General features: G+C 72.8%; 17 protein-coding genes and 1 pseudogene. 6 read left to right on the top strand and 12 right to left on the bottom strand.

From position 1 onward, the window contains the following. Positions 1–24 precede the first annotated feature (24 nt). The 9 genes from IF17_RS0132550 to IF17_RS0132510 form a co-directional block, all read right to left on the bottom strand. Complete coding sequence (locus tag IF17_RS0132550) at positions 25–999, bottom strand: ABC transporter substrate-binding protein (protein ID WP_030573946.1); 975 nt, start codon at positions 997–999, stop codon at positions 25–27. A gap of 1 nt (position 1,000) precedes the next feature. Next, positions 1,001–2,986 (bottom strand): ABC transporter permease, encoded by a 1,986-nt coding sequence (locus IF17_RS0132545; RefSeq protein ID WP_030573943.1) that lies wholly within the window; start codon positions 2,984–2,986, stop codon positions 1,001–1,003. Continuing rightward, positions 2,986–4,113 carry a quaternary amine ABC transporter ATP-binding protein gene (locus IF17_RS0132540; protein ID WP_030573941.1) on the bottom strand — a complete coding sequence of 376 codons (1,128 nt, stop codon included), beginning with the start codon at positions 4,111–4,113 and terminating at the stop codon, positions 2,986–2,988. Before IF17_RS0132540 ends, IF17_RS0132545 begins: the two co-directional genes overlap by 1 nt. Beyond that, positions 4,110–5,723 (bottom strand): GMC family oxidoreductase, encoded by a 1,614-nt coding sequence (locus IF17_RS0132535; RefSeq protein ID WP_030573939.1) that lies wholly within the window; start codon positions 5,721–5,723, stop codon positions 4,110–4,112. The genes IF17_RS0132540 and IF17_RS0132535 overlap by 4 nt, the downstream gene beginning before the upstream one ends. A 98-nt stretch (positions 5,724–5,821) precedes the next feature. Further along, on the bottom strand, positions 5,822–7,324 hold the full coding sequence (locus tag IF17_RS0132530; RefSeq protein WP_030573936.1) for an aldehyde dehydrogenase family protein: 1,503 nt from the start codon (positions 7,322–7,324) through the stop codon (positions 5,822–5,824). A 329-nt stretch (positions 7,325–7,653) separates the two neighbouring features. Next, positions 7,654–8,925 (bottom strand): cytochrome P450 family protein, encoded by a 1,272-nt coding sequence (locus IF17_RS0132525; protein ID WP_030573932.1) that lies wholly within the window; start codon positions 8,923–8,925, stop codon positions 7,654–7,656. After that, complete coding sequence (locus IF17_RS0132520) at positions 8,922–10,223, bottom strand: cytochrome P450 (RefSeq protein ID WP_030573929.1); 1,302 nt, start codon at positions 10,221–10,223, stop codon at positions 8,922–8,924. The genes IF17_RS0132525 and IF17_RS0132520 overlap by 4 nt, the downstream gene beginning before the upstream one ends. A gap of 242 nt (positions 10,224–10,465) precedes the next feature. Further along, positions 10,466–12,214, bottom strand: a complete 1,749-nt coding sequence (locus IF17_RS0132515; RefSeq protein ID WP_030573927.1) for a hypothetical protein — start codon at positions 12,212–12,214, stop codon at positions 10,466–10,468. A 51-nt stretch (positions 12,215–12,265) separates the two neighbouring features. After that, entirely contained in the window at positions 12,266–14,377 is a 2,112-nt protein-coding gene (locus IF17_RS0132510; protein ID WP_030573922.1) for a tetratricopeptide repeat protein, read from the bottom strand. A 201-nt stretch (positions 14,378–14,578) separates the two neighbouring features. On the opposite strand from IF17_RS0132510, the gene IF17_RS0132505 reads away from it, so the two are divergent. From IF17_RS0132505 to IF17_RS0132480, 6 genes are all read left to right on the top strand, one after another. Continuing rightward, positions 14,579–15,301, top strand: a complete 723-nt coding sequence (locus IF17_RS0132505) for a response regulator transcription factor (protein ID WP_030573919.1) — start codon at positions 14,579–14,581, stop codon at positions 15,299–15,301. Beyond that, positions 15,294–17,303 carry a sensor histidine kinase gene (locus IF17_RS0132500; protein WP_078616107.1) on the top strand — a complete coding sequence of 670 codons (2,010 nt, stop codon included), beginning with the start codon at positions 15,294–15,296 and terminating at the stop codon, positions 17,301–17,303. Before IF17_RS0132505 ends, IF17_RS0132500 begins: the two co-directional genes overlap by 8 nt. Before the next feature lie 103 nt (positions 17,304–17,406). After that, positions 17,407–17,829, top strand: coding sequence for a hypothetical protein (locus IF17_RS0132495; protein WP_030573913.1), 423 nt, complete (start codon positions 17,407–17,409; stop codon positions 17,827–17,829). Positions 17,830–17,919: 90 nt separating this feature from the next. Continuing rightward, on the top strand, positions 17,920–18,570 hold the full coding sequence (locus IF17_RS0132490) for a class F sortase (protein ID WP_030573910.1): 651 nt from the start codon (positions 17,920–17,922) through the stop codon (positions 18,568–18,570). 152 nt (positions 18,571–18,722) lie between these two features. After that, the gene (gene sph, locus IF17_RS0132485; protein WP_030573907.1) at positions 18,723–19,712 is read left to right on the top strand and encodes a sphingomyelin phosphodiesterase; all 990 of its coding nucleotides are present in this window, start codon (positions 18,723–18,725) and stop codon (positions 19,710–19,712) included. Positions 19,713–19,765: 53 nt separating this feature from the next. After that, positions 19,766–20,560, top strand: coding sequence for an N-formylglutamate amidohydrolase (locus IF17_RS0132480; RefSeq protein WP_030573904.1), 795 nt, complete (start codon positions 19,766–19,768; stop codon positions 20,558–20,560). Between the two features lie 28 nt (positions 20,561–20,588). Here IF17_RS0132480 and IF17_RS0132475 read toward each other — a convergent pair whose 3' ends face one another. From IF17_RS0132475 to IF17_RS0132465, 3 genes and pseudogenes are all read right to left on the bottom strand, one after another. After that, the gene (locus IF17_RS0132475) at positions 20,589–21,833 is read right to left on the bottom strand and encodes a vWA domain-containing protein (RefSeq protein ID WP_030573902.1); all 1,245 of its coding nucleotides are present in this window, start codon (positions 21,831–21,833) and stop codon (positions 20,589–20,591) included. Then, on the bottom strand, positions 21,830–23,062 hold the full coding sequence (locus tag IF17_RS0132470; RefSeq protein WP_030573901.1) for an AAA family ATPase: 1,233 nt from the start codon (positions 23,060–23,062) through the stop codon (positions 21,830–21,832). The genes IF17_RS0132475 and IF17_RS0132470 overlap by 4 nt, the downstream gene beginning before the upstream one ends. 64 nt (positions 23,063–23,126) lie before the next feature. Next, positions 23,127–23,891: pseudogene (locus IF17_RS0132465) on the bottom strand (hypothetical protein); the annotation flags it as partial. Positions 23,892–23,987 lie beyond the last annotated feature (96 nt).

The following is a 23,987-nucleotide window of genomic DNA, read 5'->3' as shown; positions in this document are numbered from 1 at the left end:
GCGCTCAGGGCGGCGTCCGGCCCGTCAGGCCTTCTCCAGCCACTTCTTCCAGACGTCCGGGTGGCGGTCGATCCAGCGCTTCGCCGCCTCCTCCGGGGTGAGCCGCTGGGAGGCGATCATCTCGGAGACCTCGTTCTGGTCCTTCTCCGACCACCGGAACTTCTTCAGGAACGAGGCCGCGTCCCCGCCGCGCTCCACGAAGTCCGCGTTGAGGAACTTCTGCAACGGCGTCGTCGGGTACGCGCAGTCGATGTCCTTCGGGTCCTTGGCCGCGCACTCCTCGGTGTACTCCGGGAGCTTCACCTCGACCATCGGCACCTCGTTGAACAGCCATTGCGGCTGGTACCAGTAGCTCAGGAAGGGCTTCTTCTCCTTGGCGAACTGCTGGATCTGGGTGATCTGGGCCGCCTCGGAGCCGGCGAAGACCACCTTGTAGTCCAGGTCCAGGTTCTTCACCAGGGCCACGTCGTTGGTGACGTAGGAGGGCGAGCCGTCCATGAGCTGGCCCTTGCCGCCGCTCTCGGCGGTCTTCAGCTCGTCCGCGTACTTGTTGAGGTTCTTCCAGTCCGTGACGTCGGGGTGCTTGTCGGCCCAGTACTTCGGGACGTACCAGCCGATGTGACCGGTGACGCCGAGGTCGCCGCCGCGGACGATGGTCTTCTTCTCGTCGACGTACAGCTTCTCCTGGTCCGGGTGGCCCCAGTCCTCCAGGATCGCGTCGACGCGGCCCTGGCTGAGGGCGTCCCAGGCGGGGACCTCGTCGGTCTGGACGAGGTCGACGCGGTAGCCGAGCTCGTCCTTGAGGAGCTGCTCGGCCACGGCGACGTTCGCCTGGGCGCCGACCCAGGACTGGACGGAGAGGGTGACCGTCTTGACCCCGGCGGGGGCGGCGAACGGGGAGGACTGCTTGGTCATGTCGGCGGCGCCGCAGCCCGCCGTGGTGAGCAGGGCGGTGGCCGAGGCGAGCGCCACGAGCAGGCGCATGCGGGAGCGGTTCATCTCAGCTCTCCTGTCGCTGGCGGCGGGCGGTGGGCTGGGTGACCCGGTCGAGCATCAGGCCGAGGCAGACGATCGCGGCTCCGGCGACGAGCCCGGTGGCCAGGTCGCCCTGGGCGAGGCCGAGGACGACCTCGTAACCGAGTGCGCCCGATCCGACGAGTCCGCCGATGATGACGACGGCGAGGACCAGGACCACGGCCTGGTTGACCGCGAGCAGCAACGAGGGCCTGGCCAGAGGCAGTTGGACCTGGCGGAGCTGCTGTCCGGTGGTGGCGCCGAGCGAGCGGGCGCACTCCATCGCGGCCGGGTCGACACCCCGCAGGCCCTGGGTGGTGATGCGGACGACGGCGGGCAGCGCGTAGACGACGGCCGCCGCCGCTGCGGGGGCGCGGCCGACGCCGAAGAGGGCGACGACGGGGATCAGGTAGACGAACTGCGGCATGGTCTGGAAGACGTCCAGGACCGGTCGCAGCAGCCGTTCCAGGCGTTCACTGCGTGCTGCTCCGATCGCGATGCCGAAGCCCAGGACCAGGGTGACCGCCACGGCGGCTAGGACCTGGCTGAGGGTGTCCATCGACGGCTCCCACACACCGAGGACGCCGATCGCGGCCATGGCGAGGACGGCGGTGGCTGCGGTGCGCCAGGTGCCGATGGTCCAGGCGAGGGCGGCGACGATGAGCAGCACCGACCACCAGGGCAGTCCGGTGAGTCCGCTGCGCAGCGGGTTGAGGACGCCGCTGGTGAAGTGGGAGGCCAGGTCGGCGGTGCCGCCGACGACGGGCACGCCGGTGTAGAGGTGGTCGACCATCCAGTCCTTGGCGGTGTTGACCGGTCCGGCGATCGCCACGGTGACGTCCTCGGGCCAGACCCGGCCGTCGGTGAGCCGCCCGACGAGGGCGACGGCGGCGGTGGCCACAGCAGCCAGGGTCCAGCCGCGCCAGCCCCGGAGGACGGCCGGGCCGGTGGGCTCGGCGCCGATGCGCCGGCCGGCCGCCTCCGTCGTACGGTCCAGGACGACGGCCAGCAGCACGATCGGGATACCGGCGGCGAGGGCGGCGCCCACGTCGACGGAGGACAATGCCTGGTAGACCCGGTCGCCGAGGCCGCCGGCGCCGATCACCGAGGCGATGACGGCCATGGAGAGCGCCATCATGATGGTCTGGTTGAGGCCGAGGAGCAGCTCCTTGCGGGCCAGCGGCAGCCGGGCCGTGAGCAGCCGCTGCCGTCCGGTCGCGCCGAGCGAGGCGACGGCCTCCATGACGCCGCCGTCCGCTCCGCGCAGGCCGAGCGCGGTGAGCCGCGCCATCGGCGGAGCCGCGTAGACGACGGTGGCGAGGACGGCTCCGGGCACACCGATGCCGAAGATCAGCACCACGGGCAGCAGATACGCGAAGGCGGGAAGCACCTGCATGGTGTCGAGCACCGGGCGCAGCACGCGGAACGTGCGGTCGGAGAGCCCGGCGGCGAGGCCGAGGAGCAGTCCGAGGACGACGGAGGCGAGGACGGCCACGACCATCAGGGCGAGCGTCTGCATGGTCGGCACCCACATGCCGAGCAGCCCGCAGGCCAGGAACGACACGGCCGCGGTCAGCGCGAGCCTGATGCCCGCGACGCGCCAGGCGACGGCGGCGGCGAGCACGGTGACTCCGGCCCAGCCGAGGGCCAGGAGCACCAGGTAGACGGCGCGTACGGAGAGCACGACGGCGTTGCTGATGTGGCCGAAGAAGTAGAGGAAGAGCGGGTGGTTGTCCCGGTTGGAGACGATCCAGTCGGTGACACTGCCGAGCGGCCCGGACAGGTCGGCGGTGAGCGCGTCCGGCCAGATGCCGCCGCCCCAGCGGCTGTGCACGAGGGGGACGAGGATGACGGCGGCGAGCGCGAGGAGCAGGAGCTTCGCGGCGGCCGGGCGTTCGCGGAGGGCGGCCAGCGGTCCCCGGCGCGCGCCCGCCTGCGCGGGGCGGACCGGGGTGGCCTGGGCGGTGGCCATCAGACGGTCACCTCGCGGGGGCCGCCGTCCGGGGCGTCGGGGGCGGTCGCCGTGCCGGGGTCGGTCGTGCCGGCCACCACGTCCAGCAGGCACGCCTGGTCGACGACGCCGACGAGCCGGCCGCCGTCCATCACCCGGGCGGCGGGGTCGCCGGAGCGGGAGACCGCCTCGATGGCCTCGTACACCGTGGCGTCGGGGCGCACGGCCGGGCCGCGTTCGCTCTCCCCGGCGAGCGCGGGGCGCATCGCGGTGGCGACGGTGAGGACCTGCTCGCGCGGCACGTCCCGGACGAACTCGCGTACGTAGTCGTCGGCGGGCGAGCCCACGATCTCCTCGGGCGTGCCGAGCTGGACGATCCCTCCGTCGCGCATGAGCGCGATCCGGGTGCCCAGGCGCAAGGCCTCGCTGAGGTCGTGGGTGATGAAGACCATGGTGCGGCCCTCCTCGCGGTGCAGCCGGACCACCTCGTCCTGCATCTCGCGGCGGATCAGCGGGTCCAGCGCGCTGAACGGCTCGTCGAAGAGGAGGACGGAGGGGTCGACGGCGAGGGCGCGGGCCAGGCCGACGCGCTGCTGCTGGCCGCCGGAGAGCTGCGAGGGGCGGCGGTCCTCCAGACCGGCGAGGCCGACCTTCTCGACCAACTCGGCTGCCTTGGCGCGGCGTTCGGCCTTGCTGAGGCCCTGGATCTCCAGGCCGTAGGCGACGTTGTCCAGCACCGTGCGGTGCGGCAGCAGGCCGAAGTGCTGGAAGACCATCGCGGCGCGGTGGCGGCGCAGTTCGCGGAGCCGGGAGCGGTCCATCGCGAGGACGTCCTCGCCGTCGATGGCGAGGGTGCCGCTGGTGGGCTCGATCAGCCGGGTCAGACAGCGTACGAGGGTCGACTTGCCGGAGCCCGACAGGCCCATGACGACGAAGACTTCACCCTTGCGGACGTCGAAGGAGACATCGCGTACGGCGGCGGTGCAGCCGGTGGCCTCGCGCAGTTCGGCGGGCGGGAGGGAGGCGTGCTCGCTGCCGGGGATGCGGTCGGCCTTGGGGCCGAAGACCTTCCAGAGGTTGCGCACGGAGAACACGGCGTTCTCGTCGGCGGCCTCGACTGCGGCCTCGGTGGCCTGGGTTGCGGTCATCGGACATCACCTCCGGTGCTGGTACCGGTGACCGGGACGGCGTCACGCGCCTGGTCGCCGAGGAGTTCGGCGCACTTCTCGCCGACCATGAGGACTCCGATCATGGGGTTGACGGCGGGCATGGTCGGGAAGACGGACGCATCGGCGATCCGGATCCCCTGGAGGCCACGGATGCGCAACTGCGGGTCCACGACGGCCTCCTGGTCGTCGGCGGCGCCCATCCTGCAGGTGCCCGCCGGGTGGTAGACGGTGTGGGCGACCTTGCGGGCGTACTCGCTGATCTCCTCGTCCGAGGTGATCTCGGGGCCGGGGCAGACCTCGCGCTTCAGCCAGTGGGCGAGCGGTTCGGTGGCGGCGATCTCGCGGGCGAGTTTGATGCCGTCGACCAGGGTGCGGCCGTCGTGGTCGTCCTCGTCGGTGAAGTAGCGGAAGTCCAGGGCCGGCTTGACCTCGGGGTCGGCGCTCGTGAGGTAGAGGCGGCCCCGGCTGCGCGGCTTGGGGATGTTCGGCGTCATCGACACCCCGTGCTCGGGCTTCTCGTAGCCGAGCCGCTCCGGGTTGTCGGTGAACGGGATCTGGTAGAAGTGGAACATCAGGTCCGGGCCCCGGGATCCGGGGTCGCGGCGGACGAAGAGTCCCGCGTCGGAGTCCATCGCGGAGTTCTCCGGGATGGGCCCGTCGGTCTCCCAGACGATGACGGACTCGGGGTGGTCGAGCAGGTTCTCACCGACGCCCGGCAGGTCGTGGCGGACCTCGATGCCCAGCGCCTCCAGCTCCTCGCGCGGACCGATCCCGGAGTGCAGCAGCAGGCGCGGGGTGTCCACCGCGCCCGCGCAGACGATGACCTCACGGGCGGCGCGCAGGAGGATCTCCTCGCCGTCCTTCGTCCGGACGTGTACGCCGGTGGCGCGGGTGCCGTCGAACTCCAGGCGGTAGGCCCATGTCTCCAGCAGAATCTGGAGGTTGGGGCGGTCACCGGCCTCGATGTGCGGGTGGAGGTAGGCCACCGAGGCGGAGGAGCGCTTGTTGTTCTCCGGGTGGTAGGCCAGGTCGAAGAAGCCGACGCCCTCGTGGAACGGCTTGCTGTTGAAGCTGTCCACGCGCGGGACCCCGGCCGCCGCCTGGGCGGCGTCGACGAAGTCGCGGGCGATGGCGTTGCGGTCCTTCTCGTCGACCGGGACGATGTTGTTGCGCAGCTTGGCGAAGTACGGGTCCATCGCGGCCGCGCCCCAGCCCTCGGCTCCCGCCTCGGCCCACTCGTCCCAGTCGCCGGGCAGCGGCTTGAAGCTGATGAGCGTGTTGTGCGAGGAGCAGCCGCCGAGGACCCGGGCCCGGCTGTGCCGGATGTGGGAGTTTCCGCGTGGCTGCTCGGTGGTGGGGTAGTCGTAGTCGAGGTCGCCGCCGAGCAGGCCGAGCCAGCGGCGCAGGGTCAGCACGTCGTCGCGGTCGATGTCGGTGGGGCCGCCCTCGATGACCGTGACGGTGGTGTCCGGGTCCTCGGTGAGCCGGGAGGCGATGACCGATCCGGCGGTGCCGCCGCCGACGATCACGTAGTCGGCCACGGGGCCTTCGGGGTCGGGCACTGCGGTGCTGCTGGGCGTGGGAGGCATCGGTCACTGCTCCTTCTGCAAGGTTCGTGCGTGTGCGTGGTGCTGCGAACAGCCGGGCGGGGCACCGGGGTTCAGTCGTTACGGGGCCCCCGCAGGTGTCAGCCGGCGAACCAGCGCTGGGGGCGCGGGTTGAGGTTCTGGTAGATGTGCTTGGACTCGCGGTACTCGGCGAGCCCCGTCGGGCCGAGCTCGCGCCCCGTACCGGACTTCCCGAAGCCGCCCCACTCGGCCTGCGGGAGGTAGGGGTGGTAGTCGTTGATCCAGACGGTGCCGTGGCGCAGCCGTCCGGCGACCCGGCGGGCCCGGCCCGCGTCCGTGGTCCAGACGGCGCCGGCGAGGCCGTAGTCGGTGTCGTTGGCCAGCGTGATGGCTTCTTCCTCGGTACGGAAGGTCTCGACGGTGAGGATCGGGCCGAAGGTCTCCTCGCGGACCACCTTCATCTCCCGGTGGCAGCCGTCGAGGACGGTCGGCCGGTAGAAGTAGCCGCCTTCGGGGCGTACGTCGCTCGGCTTGGGCCGTTCGCCGCCGGCCCGGACGATCGCGCCCTCCTCGCGGGCGGAGGCGACGTACGCCTCGACCTTGGCGAGCTGCTGGGCGGAGACGAGGGGGCCGCACTCGATGCCGTCGAGGGTGCCCCGGCCGAGGCGGATGGCGTCGGCGCGGCGGGCCAGCTCGGTGACGAAGCGCTCGCTGATGCTGTCCTGGATGATCAGGCGGGCGCCGGCGGAGCAGACCTGGCCGCTGTGGAAGAACGCGGCGTTGAGGGCCTGGTCGACGGCGGTGTCGAAGCCGTCGTCGGTGGCGCAGGCGTCGGCGAAGATCACGTTGGGGTTCTTGCCGCCGAGCTCCAGGGCCACCTTCTTCACGGTGGGGGCTGCCGCCTGCGCCACCTTCGTACCGCTGGCGAGGCCGCCGGTGAAGGAGACCAGGTCCACGTCGGGGTGCTCGGAGAGCCGGGCGCCGACCGGGTCGCCCGCGCCGGTGACGAGGTTGGCGGTGCCGTCGGGCAGGCCTGCCTCGGCGAGGAGCTTGATCAGGTGGACGGTGGAGAGCGGGGTGACCTCGCTGGGCTTGAGCACGAAGGTGTTGCCGGCGGCGAGGGCCGGGGCGATCTTCCAGCTGGCCTGGAGGAGGGGGTAGTTCCAGGGGGCGATCAGGGCGCAGACGCCGACGGGCTCGTGGACGACGATGCTGTGGACGTCGGGGTCGCCCGCGTCGACGACCCGGCCGCCGCTCTCGTTCATCACGAGGTCGGCGAAGTAGCGGAAGGCGTTGGTCACGTCGTCGACGTCGACCCGGCCCTCTTCCAGGGTCTTGCCGGTGTCGCGGCTCTCGGTGATCGCGATCTCCTCGCGGTCCCGCTGGAGCAGCTCGGCGACCCGGCGCAGCAGCCCGGCCCGCTCGGCGACGGGCTTGTGCGGCCAGGGGCCGTCGTCGAAGGCGCGCCGCGCCGCCGCGATCGCCGCATCGGTGTCCTCGACGCCGCCCTCGGCGACGACGGCCAGGACGGTGGCGTCGGCGGGGTCGAGGATCTCGCGCGTCGCGCCTGATCCGGCGGCCCGCCAGGTGCCGTCGATGTGGATGGTGCTGAGCGCCGACATGTCGTGTTTCGCCTTCCGTACCCGAAATGCCCCCGCCGGTTCGGCCGAGGGCGTCCTGCGCGGTGGACCGGGGTACGGCCACACCAGCGGTCGGGGCCCCTCCCCCGTCCGCCGGAATGTATGCCGAGAATTTCACTCTGCGTGACGCACCTCACTCGGGAGGCGTGTATGGGGGGGGTGCGCCGGGTCCCCTTCAGCGGGCGCGGCGGACCGCCAGGAGCGCAACGCCGAGCGGGCGGCCCGCGCCGAAGCGCGGACCACCCGCTGGTGGTGCACGTGTGCACGGTGGAGGCCCGCTCGCGACCCCATGCGCCTCGGGTGGCCGGGTCTCAGCCCAGCAGCACCGGGAAGGCGGCCATGTCGTTCTGCGTCATCACCGGGAGCTTGGTGATCTCCGCGTCCGGGATGGCCAGCCGCAGTCCGGGGAAGCGGGCGAAGAGCGCGGGCAGGGCGACGGCCGCCTCCACGCGGGAGAGCGCGGCACCGGGGCAGATGTGGGGGCCGTGGCCGAAGGTCATGTGGCGGTTGCGGGTGGCGCGGGTGATGTCGAAGGCGTCGGCGTCCTCGCCGTGCTGCCCGGTGTCGCGGCCGATGGCGCGGTAGGAGATGACGACCCCCTCGCCCTCCTTGACCACGGTGTCGCCGACGGTGATGTCCTCGGCGGCGAACCGCATCAGGAGGTGGGTGGTGGGGGTGTCCCAGCGCAGCGTCTCCTCGATCACCGCGTCCCAGCCGGCCTCGCCGGACAGCACCTTCGCCAGCTGGTCCGGGTGGGAGAGCAGCGCGCGTACGGCGTTGAGGATGAGGCCGATCGTCGTCTCGTGCCCGGCGGCGACCATCGCCTTCAGGTTGCCCACCACCTCCTCCTCGGTGAGCGGCTCGCCGCCCTCCTCGGCCAGGATCAGCGCGCTGGTGAGGTCGTCCGTCGGGTGCGCGGTCTTCTCGCGTACGAGGTCGGTGTAGAAGACGTCCAACTCCGCGAGCAGGGCGAGGCGTTCGTCCTGCGGGGTGAGCATGGAGAAGAACGCCTTGTACTGCCGGGTGAGCATCGCGTGCTGGGACTCGTCGACGCCCATCAGCATGCCGACGACCTTCATCGGGAGCGGCTGGGCGAAGACGGCCTTCAGGTCGACGACCCCGTCCTCGCCCCGCGCCGCGTCGAGGTTGTCCAGCAGCTCGTCGGTGAACTTCTCGATGGCCGGGCGGATCGCTTCGAGCCGCCGGGGGGTGAGCGCCTGCGAGGTCTTGGTGCGCAGCCGCCGGTGCTCGGCCCCGTCCACGGTGAACATGGAGCGCCCGGCGTCGATCATGCCGATCAGCGGCCACGCGTGCGTGACCGCCCCGCTGCGCCAGAGCCCCCAGGCGTTGATGTCCTTCACCAGCCGCGGGTCGACGAGGAGTTGGCGGGCCTCGGCGTGCCGGGTGACCGTCCAGGCCGGGACCCCGAGCAGCTCGATCCGGGCGAGCACACCGGCGTCGCGCAGCCGCGCGGTCTCACCGTCCAGGTCCTGGACCATGGGGTCGATGGTGATGGTCCCGGCGCTCAGGCCGGCTTCCGCGGCTCCAGTGGCTTCCGCGGCTTCAGCGTGCGGGCATTTCACAACGCGTCTCCTGTCGTGCGTACGGGGGTGAAGCGGACGGGCAGCGCGGTCATCCCGCGCAGGAAGGCGGAGGGCCTGCGCATCAACTCCGTCGCGGGTACGGCCAGTTCGAGGTCGGGCAGCCGGTCCAGCAGCACTTCGATGCCGGTACGGGCGATGATCTCGGCGATCTCCTGCGCGGGGAAGGGGCAGCGGTACTCGCCGTGGCTGAACGCCATGTGGGAGCTGTTGCCGCCCTGCCCGGAGCGGACCACCTGGTCCGTGACCTGCTGCCGGATGTGCGGATCGGCGTTGGCGGCGCCGAGGCCGAGGAGCAGCATGTCGCCGCGGGCGATGTTCTGCCCGCCGAGCCGGGCGTCGCGCGAGGCCCACCGGCCGGCCAGGATCTGGGTCGGGCCGTCCTCCCAGAGCACCTCGTTCATGGCTTCGGCGACGCTGTGCCGGCCGCCGGAGAGGGCGTCGGCGAACTGGTCCTCGGTGAGCATCAGCCGGGTGGAGTTGCCGATCCAGTCGGCGGTGGTCAGGTGCCCGGCGGCCGTGATGGCCATGAGGTCGAGCGCGTACTCCTCGTCGGTGAACGGTTCGGGGTGGGCGAGCATCCGTGAGGTCACGTCGTCCCCGGGGTGCGCCCGCTTGGCCGCGACGAGCCGGTGCATGTGCTCGCCGAAGCGCAGGTGGGCCTTCTGGGCGCCGGGCCCGCCGTCGGCGAGGTCCTTGAGCACCTGGGCGATGTCGGCGCCCTCGTCGTCGGGGAAGCCGACGAGCCGGGCGAGCACGAGGACGGGGAGCGGCTCGGCGAACTCGGCCACCAGGTCGGCGGTGCCCCGGCTGCACACGGCGTCGATGAGCCGGTCAGCCAGCTGCTCGCAGTGCTGCCGGATCTCGAAGGGGTCGGCCGCTTCGAGCGCGGGGACGACCATCTCCACATGGCGCCGGTGCTCGGCTCCGGCGGTGAAGTAGATGGACGGCATGGGGGTGCCCACCATGGGGAGCAGCGGCCAGTCCGCGGGGATGTTCTCCCACTGGTTCCACAGGGAGACGTCCCGGGGGTACAACTCCCCGTCGCTGGTGACCTGGTGGAGTTCCCGGTAGCCGATCACCAGCCAGGCGGGGAATCCGCCGGGCAGCTCGACCGGGACGACGGGGCCGTGGTCGCGCCGCATCGAGCGGTAGAGCGCCTGGGGTTCGGTGTGGAAGCCGGGCCCGCTGAGCGGAACCGCTCCGCTGCCGGAGCCCATGGGGCAGCCACCGCCTCCACCGGCCGGGGGCACGGGCGTGGCGGACGAGGGGTTCGTCATCGTACGGACTCCAGTGGCGACGGCTTCGCGCGTTGCGACCATACGATCAACGCGGCACCACTATAAGGAGGTTCCGTGAACCGACGGGGCGGAATCACGCCCTTTTCTGCCTGCTCCTGGCCGCCTCGACCCTTTGCGGCGACCACTCCCGTACGACATCTGCGCAGGTTTGATCACAAGATCGACACGGACCCGTCGCCTCCGCTTCAGAGCCCGCTGCCGGGGCCGTTTCAGGGCCCGCCTCAGAGCCCGCCGCCGGGGCCACCCGACGGCTCGGTGAACGCGACCCGGACCTCCCACCGGCCCGTGCGCAAGGTCAGTCCGTCCGTGAGGTCCTTGACCCGTTCCGCGTCGGTCATCCAGAGGTTGACGGCCGATCCCAGCAGGACCGGGTCGAGGAGGGGTCTCCGCTCACCCCAGGAGCGTTCCGTGCGGGCCTCCAACTGGCGTCCGCCGCGCAGCCGGACGAGGCAGCGGCTCCCGTCCAACCGCGCCACGAGGACGTTGAGGTTCTCGTACCGCACGGCGGCGTCGGCAGCCCAGTCCAGGGCCGCCACCTCGGCGTCCGCGGCCGTCCGGGCCAGCACCTCGGCCGCGTGCGGCCAGTGGGGATGGTTCTCCTCCGTCGTGACGGCATAGAAGCCGAGGGCCTCGGTGTGGTGCCCGGCCACCAGGGGCCGGCGCCGGAGATCGACGGTACCCCCGAGGTCGTACGCCCCGGTCACGTCGTACGCCGTGGCGGAGGTACGGCGTACGGGCTCCGGAGCCGGTACGGGCAGCGGCCGTGGGGCCGCGTCCGGCACCCCGACCCCCCGCCCGGCGAGGAACGCGTACATCCTGGCCCGGGTCACCTCACCGGAGGTGTCGACCGAGGCGAGCTGGCGGTCCACGACGGGCCGCAGCCCGGCCGGGTCGTGGCCGCGGGCCGCCGCGAGCAACTGCGCGTACACATCACCGTCGGGATCCAGGCGTGGCGCCTCCTGCCCGAACGCGGCGGCGGGCGACGCCGGATCCAGCTCGTCGAGGCCCGTGGCGGCGAGCAGGGTGACGCGGTCGGCGGCGGCCGAGTAGAACGTCGTACTGCCGTGGTCGCCGACCACCCAGTCGCTGGCCACCACGGCGGCACGCCACCCCTCCTGCGGCGGGATGATCATGAGCCCGGCGTCCATCGCGGCGCCCAGCCGCTCCAGCACCCCCGGGCGGCTGTGCCGGGCCCACACGTTGGGGTGGAAGACGGCCGCCACGGCGAACTCGTCCGCCGGGAGCGAGGTGACCAGGCGCAGCGGCAGCTCCGGATGGCGGCCGAGCAGCGAGTGCCGGCTCCAGGTGGAGTGGACGACCACCAGCCGCCGCCCGTCGACCGCGCCGAGCCGCGAGCGGTAGCGGTCCCGGTGCGGCATGCTCGCGATGATCCGCTGGAAACACCAGTCGCCGACGGCCAGGGCGTACGGGGCGGCCTCGGGGCAGGTCTCGGCGAGCCGGTCGATCTGGGCCTGGTGCGAGACGCCGATCGCCTGCGGGACGACCTTCCCGCGCCACATCAGCTCCCGCCGGGACAGCCCCGCCGGGGACAGCGCGTCGCCCGTCGACTCGGTGACGAGCCGGTTGTACCCCGCGCCGTGCGGCAGCACCATCAGCGGGGCGTCGAGCCGGCGCATCGTCGGGTGCACCGAGCAGCTGACCGCCAGGTCGAAGGAGCGCCGGGTGGCCTCCTTCCAGCTCAGCACCTGGACGCCGAGCCCGGTGAGATAGGAGTCCAGCCCGTCCGCGAACGCCGACCCGGGGTTGACCGTGAAGAACTTCTCGATCCCGTCCTCGGTGCGCAGCAGGTGCATGACGTCCACCAGCCGGGTGGCGGAGGTGAGCGTCCGCGCCACCCCGAGCACCTCCGCCTTCGGCGGGTCCCAGGTGTTCCACCGGTCGTGGCCGGGCCGGGCTCCACGGCGGAACCGGGCGTACGGACGGCTGAGCAGCGACGGCACCGAGGACAACGCGGAGCTCCGGGTAGAGGTGAGGGGACAGGCCACAGGGTAGGCAGAGGATCAGGCCGGGGGTGCGGCCGGTGGCCTCAGTCCCATGGTCCGCCGCAGTGCGCCGAGCTTCTCCTCGCAGGCGGCCCTCAGGGGCCGGTCCTCGGCCCGGTCGGCGAGTGCGGCCAGCAGTTCGAGCGCTTGGTCCAGCTTGGCGAACTGCTTGAGCACGGCCGCCCGGTCGGCCGCCGCCACCGTCGCGGTGACCGCACGATCCAGCGAGCCGAGCCCGACGAAGGCATGGGCCCGTACGAGGTCGATCCGGAGCAGCATGGGTTCGTCTCCGGTGGCCCGGGCGACCTCGGCCGCCTCGTCCAGCACGCCGAGCGCGTCGCTCCACCGCTCCCCCGCAAGCAGCGCCTGGGCCACGTTGTAGCTCTGTACGACGACGCCGTGCCGGTCGGGCACGGCGCGGTTGGCCGCCAGCGCCCGCTCGAACAACTGCCGCGCCTCCTCGGCCCGTTCACCCGCCGCGTGCGGCGACCCCGCCGACCGGCCGCGCGCCAGCGCGATCAGCCCGCGGCTCTCCCAGACGACGCCGCTCAGCCGCGGGTCGCCCGCCAGCTCCAGAAGGCCTGCCGCGGCGTCGAGTTGGGACTCCGCACGGTCCAGGTCGCCCAGCTCGTAAGCGGCCCGGGCCACCTGGTTCCGCATCCGGATCTCGACGTCGGGGCGCGCCTCGTGCTGGGCCGCCTCGATGCCCAGGAGGCCCGACTCCACGCAGTCGGCGAGGTGTTTACGGCTGTGGTAGAGCGCCCACAGCGACTCGCAGAGCCGCCACACCTCCTGGTGCCACCCCTGGCCGGCGGCGACACGGATGGCGCCCTGGAGGTTGACGCGCTCCGCGTCCAGCCACTCCAGCGCTTCCGCGCGCCCCGTGAACAGCGGTTTTTTCAGGCCGAGTTCGGCGAGCGGGCGGAGAGGCGACGGCTGGATCCTGAACCGGTCCCCCAGCACCGACGCATCGGCGTGGGCCGCCGCGTCGGCGTAGAAGTCCACGACGAGCCGCAGGACGGCCCGCCGCCGCTCTTCGGGCAACGCCCGTGCGCGCAGCCGGGCGTGGGCCCGCACCACGTCGTGCAACCGGTAGCGCCGGGGCCGGTCCGCGGACTCCACCAGCACCGCGAGCCGGGAGGAGAGGAGCTCACCCAGCCCCTCGTCGACCCGGGTGGCACCAGCGGCCCGCAGCAGGTCCGCCGTCGCCGTCGTGCCGGGCAGGACCCCGAAGAGGCCGTAGAGGTGACGGGTCTCCTCGGACACCCCGGCCACCACCGAGTCCAGCACGGCCCCGACCGCCTCACCCACGCCGCCCTCGGCGGCTCCCTCGCTCGCGCCCATGGCCGCCCCCATCGCCTCACGTGCTCCGTCGTCGCCCGTTCCGTACCGCCCGGCCGTCAGATCGCGCACCACGTCCTCCAGGGTCAGGTGCGGCCGTGCCGCCAGCCACTCCACCGCGGCCCGCAGCGCCAGGGGATGCCCCGCGCAGAGCCGTACGACGTCGGCGGCGGTCTCCTCGTCCGCGTCGGCGTACCAGCGGCGTACGAGCTCGGTCCCGGCCGCCTCGTCCAGCGGGGCGACGTCGATCAGGACGGCCCCGTCCATCAGCAGCGACGGCAGGACCCGGCGGCCGGTCACCACCAGCAGCCCCCGCGGCGGCACGAGCGCCCGGGCCTCCGGGGCGTGCTGGACGTTGTCCACCATCACCAGGAGGCGGCTGCGCGCGGCGACGCTCCGGAAGAGGGCCGTGCGCTCGGCGAGTCCGCCGGGCACGTAGTCCTTGTTGACCCCGAGGGCGCGCAGGAACCCGCCGAGGACCGCGGCGAGGTCGACCACCCCGTCCTGGCGCAGGTCCTCCAGGTCGACGTAGAGCTGCCCCTGCGGGAAGAACTGCATGAGTTCACGCCGGACGGACTGGGCGACGAGCTGCGTCTTGCCGACCCCGCCGACCCCGACCACCATCAGGACGCCCGGCTCCTGCCCGGCGGCCAGGGCCCGGGCGGCGTCCCGCAGATCGGTGAGTTCCTTCGTACGGTTGACGAACACCCGGCTGGGCGGGGGCCCCTGACTCGGCGGAGCGTCGGGCGGGGCGGGCGGCAGCTGGATGCCCTCGATGTGCTGCGCCATCAGGAGGGGCCCGACGACGACGGCGTCCCCGACACCGTGTTGTGCGTCGTCCCGCCGCCACCCGTACCGAGGCTGCTCAACCCGTCTCCTTCCGCCGGTGCGGCCACCTCACCGAGATGAACGCGCCGGTCCCCTTCCCGGCTTCCGTGTTCCGGAACCCGCCCCGGCCTCGCACTGTAGCCCCGCTCTACGATCGGGGGCGTGTGCGCAGACGTCATAGTTGCCGAGGACGACGAGAAGCAGGCCGAACTCGTACGCCGCTATCTGGAACGGGAAGGACATGCCGTACGGATCGTGGGCGACGGGCTGGCCGCGCTCGACGCCGTCCGGCACCAGGAACCCGACCTGCTCGTTCTCGACGTCATGATGCCCCGGGCGGACGGCCTGGACGTGGTGCGGGTGCTGCGGGCCGAGGCCCGGGAGCTGCCGGTGCTGATGCTGACCGCCCGCTCCACGGAGGACGATCTGCTGCTCGGGCTCGACCTCGGCGCGGACGACTACATGACCAAGCCGTACAGCCCGCGTGAGCTGATGGCCCGGGTCCGTACGCTGCTGCGCCGCACCCGGCGGCCGGGCGGTGCGGCATCAGCGGCCGACGACCACGTTCTGCGGGTGGGCGGCCTCGTGGTCGATCCGGAGCGGCACGAGGTGACGGTGGACGGCGAGCCGGTGGAGTGCACGCGGGGTGAGTTCCGGATCCTGGCCGCGCTGGCGGCCGGTCCCGACCGGGTGTTCAGCCGTCAGCGGCTGCTGGAGGAGCTGCACGGCTTCGACCGGTACATCAGCGACCGGACGGTCGACGTGCACGTCATGAACCTGCGCAAGAAGATCGAGCCCGCTCCCCGGCGGCCGGTGCGCCTGCTCACCGTCTTCGGGGTCGGCTACAAGCTGACCGACCCGGCGAAGGCCGCACGGCGTGCGTAGGGACCGGGGTGGCGAAGGGGGCCGGGCCCGCTCCCGGGTCCCGTTGCGGCGGAGTCTGCTGGGGCGGCTGCTCGGTGTGTCGGCGCTGGTCGCCGCGTGCTCGGTGGCGGCCACGGCCTGGCTCGCCGTCCAGACCACCTCGGGCGCGATCAAACAGGAGCAGGGCCAGAACCTCACCGCCGACGCCCGGATCTACGACACCCTGCTCGGTTACGCGGCCCGCCACCCGACCTGGGACGGGGTGGACGCGACCGTACGGGAGCTGGCCGAGCAGTCGGGCCGGCGCGTGGCGCTGACCACGCAGAGCAGACAGCCGCTCGCCGACTCCGCCACCGCGGCGACTGTGCCCGCGCTGCCGCCGGAGGCGTCGGCGGTGGTCGACCCGTTGTCCGTGGACACCGTGCTGGCCGCCCGGTCCACCGAGGTCAAAGGCACGGCCGCGGACCGGATCGACCCGCGGGCGGTGGGGCCGTTCCTGCTGCCGGCGGCCGAGCGGGCGGCGCTGCGGCGGACCGCCGACCGGCAGGTGGTGTGCCTGAACCGGGTGGGGATCGCGGCGGACGTGGTCGTCGGGCCGAGCGGCCGGCCCCGGGTGCAGATGGTGGGCAACGACCCCGAACGGGCGCTGGGGACCCGGTGCGATCCGGCGGACCTGGACGCGCCCACCCGTACGGAGAAGAAGGCGCTCACCGCGCTCAACGACCTGGCCGACGCCTGCCTGAAGCGCCAGGACCGAGGGAAGGTGCGGCTGAACCGGGACCTGTCGTGGGGCGAGGGGGTCGCCGTACCCGTGCCCGGCCCTCTGCCCGCTCCCCGGCCCGCTCCTGAGCCCAGCGACGCGCGTGAGGCGGCCCCCGCCCCGGCGGTCGAGCCGCCCCGGGAGTTCACCGGGGAGGACGACCGGGCCATCGCCTCCTGCGTGGGGACGGCGCGCAGCGAACAGCTCAGCTCGTACGTGGCCTCCCCCGCGCTCCTGTTCATCGGGGACGAGGGCGGCGCGACGGTGCCCGGCTTCGACCTCTCGCCCGCCAACACCGCGAAGATCGCCGGTGCGGCGGCGCTGGTCCTGGCGCTGACCGTGGGCGCCTCGGTGCTGGCGGGCGCCCGGCTGGTCCGCCCGCTGCACGCGCTGACCGGGGCGGCGCAGCGGATGCGGGACGGTGAGGAGCACGCCTCCGTGCCGGTCTCGGGGGACGACGAGATCGGCCGGCTCGCCGCCGCCTTCAACGACATGTCCGCGCACCGGGCGCGCCTGGAGGAACAGCGCAAGGCCATGGTCAGCGATGTGGCCCACGAGCTGCGCACCCCGCTGAGCAACATCCGCGGCTGGCTGGAGGCGGCCCAGGACGGCCTGGCCGACCCGGATCCGGCCTTCGTCTCCTCGCTCCTTGAGGAGGCGGTGCAGCTCCAGCACATCATCGACGACCTCCAGGACCTCGCCGCGGCCGACGCGGGGGTGCTGCGACTGCACCCCGAACCGGTCCGCGTCGAGGAGCTGTTGAGCCAGGTCGCCGCCGCGCACCAGGCGCGCGCGGAGACGGCGGGGGTCACGCTGACGGTGGAGGCGGGGGCGGGGACGGCCACGACTCTGCCTGCGGACCCGGTCAGGCTGCGGCAGGCGGTGGGGAACCTGGTCTCCAACGCCGTACGGCACACGCCGGCGGGCGGGAGGGTGACGCTGCGGGCGTACGGGTCCTTCGGGACCCAAGACGGGGATGAGGACGGCTCCGAATCCGGGGCCAGGGAGGTGGTGATCGAGGTGGCGGACACCGGGACCGGCATTCCGGCCGGAGACCTCCCGTACATCTTCGACCGTTTCTGGCGTGCGGAGAAGTCCCGCAGCCGCCGTACGGGAGGCAGCGGCCTCGGCCTCGCCATCGTCCGGAAGCTGGCCGAGGCCCATGGCGGGACGGTGAGCGCGACCAGTACGGAGGGCGAGGGCTCCACCTTCACGCTCCGGCTCCCGGCAGGTGGCCCTGATGGGATGACCACAGTGTCCTGACAGCTTCCACATAACTTCCGGTCAGCCTGGCTCCCTGCCCCGTACCCGGTGCACAACGGCATCCGGGCCCGCCACGGGGCGACGTATGAATGGAGCCATCCGTATGACAGCTTCGACCGCTCGCCTCTCCCTGCGCACCGCCGTGCTCGCCGCCGCAGCCGCCGCCGCGGTGCTGGTCCCGTCCACCGCCGCCTTCGCCGACGCGACCCCGAGGCCGTCGGCGCCCGCCGAGAGCGTTCCGGAGGTGTCGCCGGAGCGGGCGAAGGCCGCCGAGGCCGCGCCGACGGCGGCCCGCCCCTCCGTCGCCCCCCGTGGCGGCGTCGCGGCGGGCGACCGCCCGGCACCCGCGGCACCCCGTGAGGCCGCGACCGCCCCGGCGGTCACGCCGCGCGGTGGCGTGGCGGCCGGTGAGCGCCCGGCCGGAGCCGGCGACAACAACAGCACGACGGCCCTCGCCGGCTCGGTGGCCGGTGCCGCGCTGCTCGCGGGCGCGGGCACGCTCGTGCTGCGCCGCCGCAACGGCTGACCTCGCGTCACCCCTCACCACTGAGACCGGGCGTGGCGCCGTCCCGCACCGGGGCGGCGCCACGCCCGGTGGTCACCCCCTGGAGCCCCCATGCACGTCCGCGCCTTCTCCCGCAGCACCTTCTCCCGCAACCCCCGCCCGGCCGCCCTGCTGACCGCACTCGTCACCTGCGCGGCCCTGACGGCCTGCGCGGGACCGGCACCGTCGGCCGCCGCACCACCGGCGGCAGCGTCCGCTCCGGCGTCCTCGGCGCCGACCCCCACGACCACGCACAAGCAACCGCCCTCCACGGACGCCTCGGCCGCCCCCACCCAGGTCACCATCCCCTCCCTCAAGATCAGCAGCTCCCTCATGCGCCTGGGGCTCAACGCGGACGGCACGGTCGAGGTCCCGCCCGCGGAGAAGGGCATGACGGCGGGCTGGTACACGGGCGGAGCCGTACCCGGCCGTCCGGGGCCGGCCGTCCTGATCGGCCACAACGACACCCGCTTCGGCCGGGCCGTCTTCCACGACCTCAAGGACATCCGCAAGGGCGCCGAGGTACGCGTCCGGGGCGGCGACGGGAAGTCGCTGCGCTTCACCGTCACGGGCAAGGAGACCGTCAGCAAGAACGCGTTCCCCACCGAGCGGGTCTACGGCGCCACCAAGAACAGCACCTTGCGGCTGGTGACCTGCGACGGCGCGTTCGACGCGGAGGGGCACCCCGTGGACAACCTCATCGTCTACGCCGAGCTGGGCTGACCGGCGCTGCGTCGTGCCGATGTGATCTCTGGCTGAATCCTGATGGCATTCGCCCGGACAGACTCAGGGCATCCGATGTCTACCCGTGGGTAACTCCCGCTGCTTTGATGGGTGCCACCCGGTACGCCCCCACTCATTCAGCAGGAGACCTCGTGCCGCACTCCACGTTCCGCCGCCTTTCCGGCGTGGCCCTCTCCGCCGCGCTCGCCGCCGTCCCGCTGGCCGTGAACACGCCCCAGGCCGCGGCGGCGACCACCGCCGACACCCCGTCGCTGCGGGTACTCTCGTACAACGCGTTCATCTTCAGCAAGACCCTGTACCCCAACTGGGGCCAGGACCACCGGGCGGCAGAGATCCCGAAGACCTCGTTCTTCCGGGGCAACGACGTGGTCGTGATCCAGGAGGCCTTCGACAACGGGGCCTCCGACGCCCTGCTGCGGAACTCCGCCGCCCAGTACCCGTACCAGACGCCGGTGGTCGGCCGGAGCAAGAGCGGCTGGGACGCCACGAGCGGCTCGTACTCGGCGACGACCCCGGAGGACGGTGGCGTCACGATCCTGAGCAAGTGGCCGATCATCCGCAAGGAGCAGTACGTCTTCAAGGACGCCTGCGGCGGCGACTGGTGGTCCAACAAGGGCTTCGCCTACACGGTGTTGAACGTCAACGGCACCCGCGTCCATGTCGTCGGCACGCACGCCCAGTCGACCGACCCCGGCTGTTCGGCGGGCGAGGCCGCCCGGATGCGCAGTCTCCAGTTCAAGGCGATGGACGCCTTCCTGGATGCCAAGAAGATCCCGGCCTCCGAACAGGTCATCGTGGCGGGCGACTTCAACGTGGACGGGCACTCCGCCGAGTACGCCTCCTTCCTCAAGGACGCGGACCTGAGGGCGGCCGACACCAAGACGGGCCACACGTACTCCTTCGACACCCGCGACAACTCGATCGCCGCCGAGCGCTACCCGAACGACCCCCGCGAGGACCTGGACCACGTCCTGCACCGCGCCGGTCATGTGAAGCCGTCGGGCTGGAAGAACGATGTGATCAAGGAGCAGAGCGCCCCCTGGACGGTCTCCAGCTGGGGCACGAACTACACGTACACGAACCTCTCCGACCACTACCCGGTGATCGGCTCCGCCAACTGACGCCGCAGATGAAACGATCGGGGCCCCCGCCCCGGCCGTGAAGGACCCGCTCGATGAGCACCGCCGCCCAGCCGTCGTTCCACCTCGTCCCCGGAAACCCCGACTCCCCGGTACTGCTGCACGTACCGCACGGATCCCGGACGATTCCCGAGGAGGTACGCGACGGAATCCTGCTGGACGACGGTGCTCTGGAGCGGGAACTCGACCACATCACCGACTCCCACACGGCCGAACTGGCCACCCGCGCGGCCGAGTCCTGCCCTGTCCGGCCCTGGCGCTACGTCAACGCCCTCTCCCGCCTGGTCGTCGACCCGGAACGCTTCCCCGACGACCGCGAGGAGATGCGCGCGGTCGGCATGGGCGCGGTCTACACGGACACCACCCACCGCGAACGCCTGCGCGCCCCGGACGTCGACCAACGCCCGCTGCTGGAACGCTACTTCCACCCGTACGCCCATGCTCTGGCCGAGGCGGTCGACGCCCGCATCGCCGCCACGGGCCGGGCGGTGATCGTCGACGTCCACTCGTACCCGAGCGCACCCCTCCCGTACGAACTCCACGGCACCGGCCCCCGCCCGCCCGTCTGCCTGGGCACCGACCCGTTCCACACCCCGCCGGAGCTGCGCGCCCTGGCGGAGACGGCGTTCGCGGGCTTCGGCGGGACGGGCGTCGACAGCCCGTTCGCCGGTACGTACGTCCCGCTGAAGCACTACGGCACGGACCGCCGGGTCACGGCCCTGATGATCGAGATCCGCCGCGACACGTACATGACCGAGCCGGGCGGCCCCGCGGGCCCGGGGCTGGACGCGCTGGCGGGGGCGCTGGCGGAGCTGGTGGGGGCGTGCTGACGCGGCGCGCCGCCCTCGTCGGGGCCAGCTACCCGATCTCCACCACCCGCGCCCACGTCGGCGGCCCGGGCGGAATGTAGTCAGGGTCGTCCTCGTCCCAGGAGCGGCGCCCGTGCTCCCTCGGGAACAGGCCGATGACCGTCCGGCACGCCGGTTGCGCTGCGGGCCATGGTGTCTGCCCGTCCGTCAGGACGACGATGGCGTCGGGCCGGGGGTGTATCCGCAGCGCCCTGGCGAAGCCCGTACGGAGGTCCGTGCCGCCACCTCCCACCAGGGGAATGTCCTCGGCCTGGCACAGCGGGTGCACGACCCGGGTCGCCGCGTCGCAGGCGAGGACCGTGACCAGGTCGCGGCGGCCGCCCACCGCACGGGAGATGGCGGCGACCTCCAGGAGGGCGCTGCCCAGTTCGGCGTCGCTGACCGAGCCGGACGTGTCGATGACGACGGAGACCCGGGGCGGTCTGCGGCGCAGGCTGGGCAGGACGACTCCGGGCAGTCCGGTGGAACGCCGCGATGGGCGGCCATAGGTGTAGTCCTCGCCGGCTCCGCCGCTCGAAGCCGCCGAGCGGACTGCCGCGCCCAGCAACTGGCGCCACGGCTGGGGCGGATGGAACGCCTCCTCGGCCCACCGCTTCCACCCCTTCGAGGCGTTTCCCGGTCGGCCCGTGATGCCCTGCGCCACCCGGAAGCGGACCGCGTCCTGTTCCTGTGCGCTGAGCCCGTGTGCCCCCACGGGCCCCAGCTCCCATTCACGGTCCAGTCCGTCGGCGCCGCTCCCGCAGTCCAGCCAGGCGAGCTCCCGGGTGCGCGGGCCGAGGCGGAACTGATACAGGTAGTCCTCCATCAGCTCTCCGGGCTGAAGGTGCAGTGTCGACGGGTAGACAGCGCCTTTCGGCCGGGCCAGGCCGTCCCCGTACACGTCGTCGTTGATCTCGCAGTCGGCGGCGATGTTCATCCGCAGCCGCTCCCCCGGCCCGGTCAACCCGCGCTGCCGGGCGACCCGGTCGCTGCGGCCGTGGTGGTCGCGCAGCAGGTGCGAGACCTCGTGGACCCAGACTCCTGCCAGCTCCTCGACCGGGGTCCGCGCCACGAAGACGGGCGAGACGTAGCACCGCCAGTACCGGTCGACGCCCATGGTCGGGACCTGCCATGACTCCACGGCGTGCAGGGCGAACAGCGCCGTGGCCAGATAGGGGCGGGCCCGGGCCGCCTGCAGTCGGGCGGCGAAGAGTTTGTCCAGGTCGAGTGCGCCCGGTGCGTCGGTCGCCGTCACCGGCCCGCCTTCCCCATCGCGCTGCGGCCCGCCGCCCGGTCCGCCCGCCGGGACAGGGCCACCACCCCGGCGAGATCCTCGATGGCCGCCGGTACGTCCCAGTCCTCCTGCCGCAGCGCGGCGAGCGTGGTCGCCGGGACGACCACCAGGTCCGGGGCTCCGGTCTCCAGCGCCCGGACGAGGAGGGCCCACGCCGCATCCCAGCGGGCCCTGTCCGGGCGGGTACGGATCGCCGCGACGACTCCTTCCAGCGCGGCCTGCCGGAGGTCTCCGCGCTCGGGCAGGACGGCGCCCGCCGGGTCGGCGAGCAGCGTCTCGGGGTCCGGGAGGTCCATCCGGTCCAGGCTCGCCACCAGTTCCAGCCCCGGGCCGTCCCCCACCGTTCCCCTGACCAGCAGGGACAGCACCTCCCTGGAGGATCCGGCGGCGGTCGCGAAGGCGATCAGGCTCAGCGTCATGTCCCAGCTGCGCGGTGACGGCCACGGACCGCCCCGGCGCGTCTCGGTGGTGGGCAGACGGTGTACGAGCGTCGGCCGGGCGGAGAGCAGCCCGCACACCGCGCGCCGGGCGAAGTCGACGGCCTCGGGCAGCTTCTCGGGGGCGAGGCGGGGCAGCGTCGCGCGGGGCCAGGTCCCGGCGAGGCCGCGGACGACGACCTCGTGGTCGTGGGCCCACTGGAGGTGTACGAAGCGGTTGGCGAGCGGCGGACTCAGCTCCCAGCCGTCGGCCGCCGAGGAGCGCGGGTTGGCGGCGGCCACGATGCGTACGCCGGGCGGGAGTTGGAGGGCGCCGATGCGTCGCTCCAGTACGAGGCGGAGCAGCGCGGCCTGCACGGCGGGCGGCGCGGTGGACAGCTCGTCCAGGAACAGCAGCCCGCGCCCTGCCCGTACGAGGCGGACGGCCCAGTCCGGCGGGGCCATCGGCACTCCCTGTTCGGCGGGGTCGTCGCCGACGATGGGCAGCCCGGAGAAGTCGGACGGCTCGTGCACGCTGGCGATGACCGTGGTGAACGGCAGGTCCAGGGAGGCGGCGAGCTGGGTGAGGGCCGCGGTCTTGCCGATCCCCGGCTCGCCCCAGAGCAGCACGGGCAGGTCGGCGGAGACCGCCAGGGTCAGCGCCTCAAGTTGGGTGTCGGGGCGCGGCTCGGTGGTGGTGTCGCGGAGCAGGGCCATCAGCGTGTCGGCGACGGCGAGTGGGGAATCGGCGGAGGACGAGGCGACAGCGAGCATGGGTGATCACCTGAGGGTGTGAGAAGGGGCGAATGAGTACATAGGCCGGGCCGGAGGCCCCGGTTCAGCGGACGGTGATGCGATGCGGGCGCGGGCGACGGCCAACGGGACGCCGCTGGTCCGGGCGGTGGCGGCCAGGGCCGGGGACTGGCAGATCCACTCTGAACAGCCCGTAGATGATCCGCCGTTGCGCGGCGGCCTCCAGTTCGTCCCGCAGGGGACCGTCGCGCAGCACCGCCTCGGGGCCGAGCAGCCCTTCGACGACGGCCAGAGCACCGGCGATGTCCCCGTGGTCGAGGCGTTCGCGGACACCGGTGAGACAGTCCGGCCGTCGGTGCGCCTCGTCGATGGCCTGGAGGCAGGGCAGCGGAGTACCGGTCAGGGCGACCAGCAGTTCTTCTCGGCGGACCTCGGCCGGGTCGTGGTCCAGCGGAGCCAGAGCCCCTTGGACCAGGCCGATCCGGTGCTGCGCTCCCCGGCATTCCACGAGGCGCCAGGATTCCGCCCGGTCGCCGGTGCGGGAGCGCGCAGTTGCCGGAGCCGGCTGCGGAAGATCCGGTACGAGGGCCCGCGCGACCAGCGGGTGCAGCTGACCGGCCTCGATGGCCCCGGTACGGAGCAGCTCGAGGTCGGGCAGCACCCAGGTCGCCGCATCCGGCAGCACCGGTGAAGCGGAGAGACCCTGGTCCGAGGTCACGGCTGCGATCCGCGCGACGGACGTTCCGCGGCCGTCCTCCTCCGCCTCGGCCTCCATATGCAGGAGAACCCGGTGCCGGCCGCCCAACCGCACCCTCACCGTTCCGCCCGGCCCCTGCCCTTCGGCCCCTAGGGCCTGTCTTCAAAGGGTCATATCCAGATCAGGAGTGACGCGATGGTGAGTGCTGCTTCGTAGGATTCGCGGGTTTTGTCGTATCGGGTGGCTATG

The organism is Streptomyces cyaneofuscatus, assembly GCF_000718135.1.
In the GTDB taxonomy this organism is placed as follows: domain Bacteria; phylum Actinomycetota; class Actinomycetes; order Streptomycetales; family Streptomycetaceae; genus Streptomyces; species Streptomyces cyaneofuscatus.
The sequence above is the reverse complement of the archived record's forward strand: the minus strand, read 5'-3'. Positions and strand labels throughout refer to the sequence as shown.